Annotated in this window: 7 protein-coding genes and 1 riboswitch; of the genes, 4 read left to right on the forward strand and 3 right to left on the reverse strand. The window is 72.0% G+C overall.

The features are described 5' to 3' along the window. Positions 1 to 139 precede the first annotated feature (139 nt). Positions 140 to 270: riboswitch (FMN riboswitch) on the reverse strand. Positions 271 to 585: 315 nt separating this feature from the next. Then, on the forward strand, positions 586 to 2,910 hold the full coding sequence (locus ACFWZ5_RS31620; RefSeq protein WP_384793975.1) for a chitinase C-terminal domain-containing protein: 2,325 nt from the start codon (positions 586 to 588) through the stop codon (positions 2,908 to 2,910). Between the two features lie 192 nt (positions 2,911 to 3,102). Here the strand turns inward: ACFWZ5_RS31620 and ACFWZ5_RS31625 are convergent, their stop codons facing one another. After that, a complete protein-coding gene (locus tag ACFWZ5_RS31625; RefSeq protein WP_384793978.1) occupies positions 3,103 to 4,275 on the reverse strand; it encodes an ROK family protein in 1,173 nt (390 codons plus the stop codon). Between the two features lie 158 nt (positions 4,276 to 4,433). Here ACFWZ5_RS31625 and ACFWZ5_RS31630 point away from each other — a divergent pair, with 158 nt between their 5' ends. Beyond that, positions 4,434 to 5,663, forward strand: a complete 1,230-nt coding sequence (locus ACFWZ5_RS31630) for an MFS transporter (protein ID WP_384793981.1) — start codon at positions 4,434 to 4,436, stop codon at positions 5,661 to 5,663. A gap of 295 nt (positions 5,664 to 5,958) precedes the next feature. After that, positions 5,959 to 6,696: an ANTAR domain-containing response regulator gene (locus tag ACFWZ5_RS31635; protein ID WP_384793985.1), complete on the forward strand. Its 738-nt coding sequence runs from the start codon at positions 5,959 to 5,961 to the stop codon at positions 6,694 to 6,696. Between the two features lie 225 nt (positions 6,697 to 6,921). Here the strand turns inward: ACFWZ5_RS31635 and ACFWZ5_RS31640 are convergent, their stop codons facing one another. Together ACFWZ5_RS31640 and ACFWZ5_RS31645 are read right to left on the reverse strand one after the other, a co-directional pair. Then, positions 6,922 to 7,089, reverse strand: coding sequence for a hypothetical protein (locus ACFWZ5_RS31640; RefSeq protein ID WP_384793988.1), 168 nt, complete (start codon positions 7,087 to 7,089; stop codon positions 6,922 to 6,924). A 5-nt stretch (positions 7,090 to 7,094) separates the two neighbouring features. Continuing rightward, complete coding sequence (locus tag ACFWZ5_RS31645) at positions 7,095 to 8,393, reverse strand: alginate lyase family protein (RefSeq protein WP_384793991.1); 1,299 nt, start codon at positions 8,391 to 8,393, stop codon at positions 7,095 to 7,097. Between the two features lie 180 nt (positions 8,394 to 8,573). Between ACFWZ5_RS31645 and ACFWZ5_RS31650 the strand changes: the two genes are divergently transcribed. Beyond that, positions 8,574 to 9,953 (forward strand): uracil-xanthine permease family protein, encoded by a 1,380-nt coding sequence (locus ACFWZ5_RS31650; protein ID WP_384793994.1) that lies wholly within the window; start codon positions 8,574 to 8,576, stop codon positions 9,951 to 9,953. The last annotated feature ends 126 nt before the right edge of the window (positions 9,954 to 10,079 follow it).

A 10,079-nucleotide genomic window follows, 5' to 3' on the forward strand; every position in this document is an offset into this window, starting at 1 on the left:
GGACTCCGGGGCGCGTCGATGACGACGACTACGTACGAACAAGGACACCGACGGGGCCGACGACGCCGGAAAAGACACCTGTCCCTTGATGGAACAAGCCACTACGGCGCCACGGCACACCCACAGGTATGCCTGCTCGCCGCGCACTGCCTCCCATCCGGACTTTCACCGTCGGTCCAGGAGTTTCACCTGGTCAACCGGCCACTGGAGGTGACCGGGTCGCGGACTGTAACCGCCGGTTCGGAATTACACCGACCCCGGAGTGCGCTGCTTGTTGGTACGAGGCCAGTGTGCCACGCCCCGATAGCGGCCATGCGGGTGACCTTCTGTGGTCTGGCTCACAACCGACGGTCACCCCCGTGCGGCCGGATCTCGACGCCCACTTCCGGCCGGACCCGACGCCGACTCCCGGCCAGAAACGGGAGATCACCTTCCGGAATCGGCTTGGTCCATACCTATTGACGCTCTGGTCTAGTCCTCTTAACGTCTGCGTCACTCCGCGGAGAGGCCCGCCCGGTGTGCGCACATCACGGGCCGCCGACCCCGTTCGTTGTGCGCCACCGAGCCTCCCCAGGAGGAACCGACGTGCCCACCCCCACTCGGGCGAGAACCCTGCTCCTGTCCGCCGGCGCAGCCGTCGCCGGACTGCTCCTGAGCACCCTCGCCACGACGGCCTCGCAGGCGGCGGATCCCACCGACACCGCAGCCCACGAGTCGTGCAGACCCGACGGCCTCTACCGGACCCCCGGCGTGGACGTCCCCTACTGCTCCGTCTACGACGCCCAGGGCCGCGAGAAGATGGGCGCCGACCACCAGCGCCGCGTCATCGGCTACTTCACCGGCTGGCGCACCGGCAAGAACGGCGAGCCCGCCTACCTCGCCTCCGACATCCCCTGGGACAAGGTCACCCACCTCAACTACGCCTTCGCCCACGTCGGCAAGGACAACAAGATCTCCGTCGGCTCCGACGGCGAGAAGAACGCCGCGACCGGCATGACCTGGCCCGGCGTCGCGGGCGCCGAGATGGACCCCGCGTACTCCTACCAGGGTCACTTCAACCTCCTGAACAAGTTCAAGAAGAAGCACCCGAACGTCAAGACCCTGGTCTCCGTGGGCGGTTGGGCCGAGACCGGCGGCTACTTCGGGGACGACGGCAAGCGCGTGGACTCCGGCGGCTTCTACTCGATGGCCACCAACGCCGACGGCTCCGTGAACCAGGCGGGCATCGACACCTTCGCCGACTCGACGGTCGCGTTCATCAAGAAGTACGGCTTCAACGGCGTCGACATCGACTACGAGTACCCGACGACGATGAAGGACGCGGGCAACCCGCTGGACTGGCAGCTTGCCAACGGCCGCCGCGCGGGCCTGGTCAAGGGCTACGCGGCGCTGATGAAGGCGCTGCGCGAGAGGCTGGACCGGGCCGGCGCCGCCGACGGCAAGCACTATCTGCTCACCGTCGCCGCGCCGTCCTCGGGCTATCTGCTGCGCGGCATGGAGACCTTCCAGGTCCAGAAGTACCTGGACTACGTCAACATCATGTCGTACGACCTGCACGGCGCCTGGAACGAGTACGTGGGCCCCAACGCCTCGCTGTACGACGACGGCAAGGACAACGAGCTCGCGGCGGCCGGCGTGTACGGCAGCCAGCAGTACGGCGGGATCGGCTACCTCAACACCGACTGGGCGTACCACTACTTCCGCGGGTCGATGCCCGCGGGCCGCATCAACATCGGACTGCCGTACTACACACGGGGGTTCAAGAACGTCCAGGGCGGCACGGACGGCCTGTGGGGCAAGGCCGCCACGACGAACTGCCCGGCCGGGTCCGGGCTCACCAAGTGCGGTGACGGCGCCGTCGGCATCGACAACCTGTGGCACGACAAGGACGACAACGGCAAGGAGTCCCCGGCCGGTTCGAACCCGATGTGGCACGCCAAGAACCTGGAGAAGGGCGTCGTCGGGGACTACGTGACCAAGTACGGCATCGCCGCCGACACCAAGCTCACCGGCACCTACGCCCGCAAGTACGACTCCACGCTGGTCGCCCCGTGGCTGTGGAACGCCGAGAAGAAGGTCTTCCTGTCCACCGAGGACGAGCAGTCGGTGAAGGCCAAGGCGGACTACGTGGTCGACAAGGGCATCGGCGGCACGATGGTGTGGGAGCTCGCGGGCGACTACGGGTTCAACGCCGCCAAGGGCCAGTACGAGATCGGCGACACGCTCACCACGGCGATGTACGAGAAGTTCAGGTCGGCCACCCCGTACGGGGCGAAGGTCGCGGGCAAGGAGCTGCCCACGAAGGCCGTCGACATCGGCGTGGAGTTCGGCGACTTCAAGCTCGGCGACTCCAACTACCCGATCACGCCCAAGCTGAAGATCACCAACAGGACGAAGACGACCCTGCCGGGCGGCACGGAGTTCCAGTTCGACTACTCCACCTCGGCCCCCGCCAACGCCTCCGACCAGTCGGGCTTCGGCACCAAGGTGATCAGCACCGGCCACACCGGGACCAACGCGGGCGGCCTCAAGGGCGACTTCCACCGCGTCTCGCTGAAGCTGCCCGGCTGGCAGACGCTCGCGCCCGGCGCGTCCGTCGACCTGTCGTTCAACTACTACCTGCCGGTGTCGACGCCGTCGAACTGGACGGTGACCATCGGCGGGACCACGTACGCCCTCGCCGGTGACCTGGCGCGCGGCACGACGGTGGTCGAGCCCGGCACCGGTACCGGCCCGACCGATCCGCCCGGCAAGTGCACCGCGCCCGCGTGGAGCGCGTCGTCCGAGTACGGCTCCGGGACGACCGTGTCCCACAAGTCGCACACCTGGAAGGCCAAGTGGTGGACGAAGGGCGACGAGCCCGGCACCACCGGCGAGTGGGGCGTGTGGCAGGACCTCGGCGCCTGCTGACACCCCTCAGCCGGGCAGTCGCCGCTCCCACCCGAGCGGCCACTGCCCACCCCCCCCCAGACGCCCGGCGGCGGGAAGAAACGCCCTTGCCCCGCCGCCGGGCATCCAGCCCGCCCCGGCCCCTGCCCTCACCCAGGCCGGGGCGCCGTCATGCCCCGGCCGTGCCCCGGTCACGCTCCGGCCATGCCCCGGTCATGCCCCGGTCGTGAACAGCTCGTCCTGTGCCGCGTCGCGGGCCGTGAGCAGGGCGCCGCGCAGCACCGCCGCGCCGCCGAGCGCGCTCGCCCGCACCTCCGTGCGCAGCGGCGAGATCGTGGCGACCCGCTCCGCCACGCGCTTGGCCAAGGCGTCGCCGCCCGCGCGGCCCAGCTCGCCACCGAGCACCACGCACCCGGGGTCGAGCACGGCCACGACGGAGGCGGCGCCGATGGCGACGCGGTCGGCGAGCGCCCCGAGGAAGGGGTCGTGGTCCGTCTCGACGGCGTGCCGGACCAGCGCGGCGGCGGGCAGTTCGGACGGCTGCGGGTCGGCCGTCAGGCCGTGCTCGGCGGCGAGTTCCACCACCGCGGCGGATCCGGCGAGCGAGTGGAAGCCGCCGTCGCAGCCCGTCGCGGACGGCAGGCCGCCCGTGCCCGGCACCGGCAGGAAGCCGATCTCGCCGGTGCCGCCGGAGGCACCGCGGCGCAGCGTGCCGTCCAGGACGACGGCCGCGCCCGTGCCCTCGCCGAGCCACAGCAGCACGAAGGTGTCGCGGTCGTGCGCGGCGCCGTCGCGCTGTTCGGCGCGGGCGGCGAGGTTGGTCTCGTTCTCCACCAGGACGCGCGCGGGCAGGCGCTCGGTCAGGGCCGACACCAGGCGGCGGTGCCAGGCGGGCAGGCCCGCCGAGTCGCGCAGGTCGCCGGTGGCCGGGTCGATCAGGCCGGGGGCGCCGACGCCGACGGTGTGCAGGCGGGTCGCGCCGGCCGCGCGCGCGGTGCGCTCGACGAGGGCGACGGCCCGCTCGACGGCGGGTCCGGTGCGGGTGGAGCCCTCGATGGGCAGGGACCCCTCGGCGAGCCGCTCCCCGAGCAGATCGGCGACGACGACCGACACGCCCTCGGTGCGCACGTCGAGCGCGGCCAGCTGGGCCCGGTCGGCGACGATGCCGTAGAGCCGGGCGTTGGGGCCGCGGCGCCGCTCCCCGGCCTCGCCCACCACCGTGATCAGGCCGGAGCCCTGGAGGCGCTCCACGAGGTCGGCGACGGAGGGCCGGGACAGGCCGGTGAGCTCCTTCAACCGGCCCGCCGTCAAGGGACCTTCGCTCTGCAGCAGGCTCAGCGCGAGCCGGTCGTTGATGGCCCGAGCGGTGCTCGGTGATGCGGGCATGGCCGGATCCTTCCACAGCGCTCGCGTCGAGCCGCCCATGGAGCGGGCGCCTCCGTTTTTCGCGTGCATATTCGGTTCCCTGGATCCCTTTTATCAGGCAGGGTTCCTGATAGTTTACTGCGGCGGCCCCGGACGGGACCGTGTGAGGGGTGGATTGGATGAGGGAACAGGACCAGGGCGTCCAAGTGGTCTACGGCAAGCGGCAGTTGAGCCGGGCCCGGATCGCCGTCGCCGTCGTCTTCTGCGTGCACGGCTCGGTCGCCGGGTCGTTCGCGACGCGCGTGCCGTGGATCCAGGACCACACGGGCGTCAGCAAGGGCCTGCTCGGTCTCGCGCTCGCCTTCCCGGCGATCGGCGCCTCCGTGGCGATGCCGCTCGCGGGCTGGGTGAGCCATCGCTTCGGCGCGCGCACGGCGCTGCGCGGGCTCCTCGTGCTGTGGACCCTCGCCCTCACGCTCCCCTCGCTCGCGCCGAACCTGCTCACGCTGTGCGCGGCGCTCTTCGTGTACGGCGCGACATCCGGCATGTCGGACGTCGCGATGAACGCACTGGGTGTCGAGGTCGAGACCCGCATGGAGAAGTCGATCATGTCGGGCCTGCACGGCATGTGGAGCACGGGCGCCCTGATCGGCTCGGCGGGCGGCACGATCGCGGCCCATCTGCACGTCGACGCCCGTGTGCACCACCTCTTCGCCGCCGCGGCGCTCACCGCGCTCGGCCTGATCGCCTGCCAGGGCGTGCTCGACCTGCGCGGCACGCCGGACGAGGCGCCGCCGCCGCGGTTCGCGCTGCCGCCGAAGTCGGCGCTGCTCATCGGCGCGGTCGGCTTCTGCGCGGTGTTCGCGGAGGGCGCGAGCCTGGACTGGTCGGCGGTGTACCTCAAGGACGTGCTCGACACCTCCGCGGGCCTGGCCGCCGCGTGCACCACCGGCTTCACGCTGACCATGGCGATCGCCCGGTTCGCGGGCGACAAGGTGGTGGACCGGTTCGGCGCGGTGCGCACGGTGCGCGCGGGCGGGGCGTGTGCCGCGCTCGGCGGGCTGCTCGTGGTGACGGCCCAGCACGTGGCGATGGCCATGACCGGCTTCGCCCTGATGGGCCTCGGCATCGCGGTCGTCGTCCCGCTGGCGTTCGCCGCCGCGGGCCGCAGCGGCCAGAACCCCAGCCAGGCCATCGCGGGCGTCGCCACCATCACGTACACGTCGAGCCTGATCGCCCCGTCGGCGATCGGCACGCTCGCCGACCTGACCAGCCTGGTGGTGTCCTTCGGCCTGGTGACGGTGCTCGCCTGCGGGCTCACGGTGTTCGCGGGCGTCCTGGGCACGGGCAGGCGGGCGCCGACGCAGGTGCCCGCACAGCAGACGGCGACGGCGGAGCGCAAGAGCTGACGGTGGCACACACGCCCAGGGGCGCGCCGGAGCCGGTACGTGCCCGCTGCCGGTCTGTCCGCACGGCGGCGGGCGCGCTAGCGTGGAACGCGCATCGTGAGGTGGCCCAGGGCCGGGTGGAAGCGGCCGGAGCGGGACCTTGGACGGGCTAGCGGGATCTGAGGCGAGCTGAACTCCCTGTCAGCGAGCACGGCATGGCCCCCCGTGAGGCCCCTTTCCTCCCCCGTTCGTGCAAGCCCCCAGGCCCCCGGGTCGTCGTCGTGGACGCGGGACACGGCAGATTGGGCGTGCCACGATGCCGACCACCGAACGTGAAGCCGTGATCGCCGAGGCCGTGTGCGGCCTCACCCACCGTGCCGACGGCTTCGACCCGCTGGAGCTGCTGCACGACCTGACGGACCACGCCCTGGCCCTGCTGCCCGTCCAGGGCGCCGGTGTCACCGTCCTGGACGAGCGGGGCGAGGTCTCCTACGCCACCGCGAGCGACGAGTGCTGCCGCGAACTGGAGGAGATCCAGGTCGACCTGGACGAGGGCCCCTGTGTGGACAGCGCCCGTGACGGGGCCCTGCTCGCCCCCGTCGAACTGGGGCACGGCCGCCCCGGCGACCTGCGCTGGCCCCGCTTCACCCGGCACGCCCGGGCGGTGGGCGTCATCGCCGTCGCCGCCGTACCGCTCAGCGCGCCCGGGTACACCCTCGGCGCGCTCAACCTGATGATCGCCCGGCCGCCGTTGCCGTCCCCTCTCGACGTACGCCTCGCCCAGGTCCTCGCCACCGCCGTCGCCGGCCGTTTCCAGCTCCAACAGCGGCTGCACAGCCAGGAGACCGTGGTCGGTCAGCTCCAAGGAGCCCTGCACAGCCGCATCGTGATCGAACAGGCCAAGGGCGTCCTGTCCGAGCGCCATCGGATCTCCATGGACGAGGCGTTCGCCCGGCTGCGCGCCCATGCCCGCTCCCGGCGGCGCAAGCTCAGCGAGCTGGCCGCCGAAGTCGCCGAGGGCCAAGGCCCCGCCGAACTGAACGCCCAGCGATGAACGGCCCACCCAGTGACGCCGGGTGGACGACCTCCAGTACACCCTGGGCGAAGGCCCCGTCCTGGACGCCGCACGCTCGGGCCGCACCGTCCGCACCCCGGACCTGACCGCCGCCCCCGCCGCCCGATGGCCCGCCTGCAAGGACGCCGCCCTGCGCACCCGGGCCCGCGCGATGATCGCCAAACCGCTCCTGCTCGGCACCATCCCCATCGGCGTGCTCGCCGGCTACCGCAGGACCGCGGGCAGGACCTCCCCCTCGGCCAGGCCCTGGCCCGGCTGCGCGCCCATGCGTTCAGCCACGACCGGGCGCTGCTGCACGTCGCCCGTGACGTCCTCGCGTACCGCCTGTTCCTGGAGACGGGCTGACGCGTGGCGGCGCACCCGTCGTCCCATGACGGTCAGCCCACGATCGAGTCGAGCTGTTCGGCCGCGGGCCGCAGCGCCCACAGGTCTCCGCCGGGCGGCGCCTCAAGGCGGGGCAGCGCCGCCTGCGCCGCCCGGTCCCCCGCGTCGGCGGCCGCGTGCACGACGTCGCTCGCCGCGTACCGGCGGAAGTCGAGTTCCGGGTGCGGCCAGGGCCGCTCGCCCGTCGCCGCGGGCAGCAGATAGCGGACGGCCTTGACCAGGCTCTGCCCGGCGGGGCCCCGGTACGACCAGAGGTCGGCGCCGACGTGCCGGCCGATGTCGGCGAGGCGCGTGTAGGCGACGAGGTCGAACGTCGAGTAGTGCCAGCTGCGGGTGCGGGTGAGCTCCTGCGGCTGGCTGCCGTCGGCGGCGATCTGCGGATCGATGCGCCGGGCGCGGGCGTCCAGGACGGTCCTGCGGGCGAGCGCCTCGTCCCCGTTCGCGTACGCGAGGGCGGCGAGCTGCAGGTCGTAGAAGGTGCCGTGGTTGTTCTTGGCGGCGGCCTCCTGCTTGCCGAACGCGCTGTCCGTGAGCCAGTCCTGGAAGTCCTTGTTCCAGGCCCGCATCCGGGCCCGGTCGGCCTTCGTCCAGGTCGGGGCGCCGGTGGCGAGGACGGCCTGCGCGTCCAGGACGGCGGTGTACGACTGCGAGAAGTCGATGATGCCGATGGCCCGGCCGTCGTACGCGCACGGGATGAACTGCCCGTGGTTCAGGTGCGGGTTCATGCGGGTCGCCGGGTCGAGGAACCAGGTGCGCAGGATCGTCGCGGCGTGCTCGGCGTACTTCTGGTCGCCGGTGTAGTACCAGGCGAGCGCCAGGTCGTACGTCGAGTCGAAGACGTTCTCGGCGTCGCGCCGGTCGGTGCCGGTGTCGACCTCGGGGTTGCGTTCGCCGTCGCGCTGTTCGTAGGGGCAGCCCCAGGGGTTCTCCGGCGACGTGGGCCGGGTCGGCCACCAGTACGGGGCCTGGCTCAGATAGTCGTGCGGGTCGCCGCCGGGCGCGGGCCGGGGCTTGTCGACGACGGTCCAGGGGCCCTTGCCGAGCCACTGGTCGGCGCGGTCCGTCAGGCCCCGGAGGGCGCGGCGGAGCTGCGGGTCACCCTTGTCGAGCCGCGCCTTGGTGTCGGCGAGGCGGCGGCCGTCGAGGACGGTGGTGTGGGGGGCGGCGGGCCGCGCGGCGACGGGCTTCGTGGCGGCGGCCGGGGCGGCCGGAGCAGGTGCCGCTGCCACCAGTGCGGCGGCGACGGCGGCCCCGGCCGTGAGCAGGGCTCCCAAACGGGTACGAGCACGCATCGCACTCCAATCAGATATGTGAACGAGGTTCACCGACCTGGCCGCGCCACCGTACCGGAGGAGCCGGAGGGAAGCCGCACTTACGTCGCATTAACATGTCGACGCTGATCGTCGACATGACGACACGGCTCGTTCCCCGCGACGGCACCGCTCGTCCCGCGCACAGAAAGCGAACTCACCATGGATCTCGGCGTGCGCTGGAAGCTGCACGGCGACGGGCGAACGCCCGCGCCAGGGGCGGTCGTCCGCCCCGACGAACGCCTCTCCTGGCCCCGCACCGCCGGGCTCGGCGCCCAGCACGTCGTGGCGATGTTCGGGGCGTCGTTCGTCGCGCCGGTCCTGATGGGGCTCGACCCGAACCTCGCGATCATGATGTCGGGCGTCGCGACCGTCATCTTCCTGCTCGCCACCCGCGGCCGGGTGCCCAGCTACCTCGGCTGTTCCCTGTCCTTCGTGGGCGTGGCCGCGGTGATCCGGGCGCAGGGCGGCTCCAGCGCGACGGTGACGGGTGCCGTGTTCGTGGTGGGCGCGGTGCTGTTCCTCGTGGGGCTCGCGGTGCAGCGGTTCGGCGCGCGGATCATCCACGCGGCGATGCCGCCGGTCGTCACGGGCGCGGTCGTCATGCTCATCGGCTTCAACCTCGCGCCGGTGACGGCCGCGACGTACTGGCCGCAGGACCAGTGGACCGCGCTGTTCGTGATGCTCTTCACCGGATTGGCCGTGGTGTGCCTGCGCGGTTTCTGGTCGCGCGTCGCGATCTTCCTGGGTCTGGTCTTCGGATACGCCCTGTCCTGGGGCCTCGACGCCGTCTTCGGCAAGATCCACTCGGCGGACGGCTCCGGCAAGGTCACCGACCACTGGCGCCTTGACCTGTCGGCGGTCGGCCACGCGGACTGGATCGGCCTGCCCTCCTTCCACGGGCCGAGCTTCGAGTGGTCCGCGATCCTGGTGGCCCTGCCGGTCGTGATCGCGCTCGTCGCCGAGAACGCGGGGCACGTCAAGGCGGTCGGCGAGATGACCGGCGACGACCTGGACGGCAAGCTCGGTACCGCGATCTCCGCGGACGGCGCCGCGTCCATGCTGTCCACGGCGGTCGGCGGCCCGCCCAACACGACGTACTCCGAGAACATCGGCGTGATGGCCGCGACGCGGGTCTACTCCACGGCCGCGTACTGGGCGGCGGCCGGGTTCGCGCTCCTCTTCGGGCTCTGCCCCAAGTTCGGGGCGGTCGTCGCCGCGATTCCCGGCGGGGTGCTCGGCGGGATCACCGTCATCCTGTACGGCATGATCGGGCTGCTCGGCGCGCAGATCTGGATCAACGCCGATGTGGATCTGCGCAATCCGCTGAACCTGGTTCCCGCCGCCGCGGGCATCATCATCGGTGTCGGCAACGTGTCCCTGAAGTTCACCGACAACTTCTCGCTGAGCGGGATCGCGCTCGGCACGATCGTCGTGATCACCGGGTACCACGTCCTCCGCGCCTTCGCGCCCGCCCACCTCAAGACCCAGGAGCCGCTCCTGGACTCGGGGACGTCCACGTACGACGAGGACCGGGGGTAGGCCCTCGCGGGGGCGCCCCAGACCCACCCCTTCCCGAACCAGGGGGCTGCGCCCCCTGGGACCCCCGCCGTATCGCCGCTCCGCGGCTCGCCCTCAAACGCCGGGCGGGCTGAAATCTTCGCCGCT

This window comes from Streptomyces sp. NPDC059003 (assembly GCF_042740445.1).
In the GTDB taxonomy this organism is placed as follows: Bacteria; Actinomycetota; Actinomycetes; order Streptomycetales; family Streptomycetaceae; genus Streptomyces.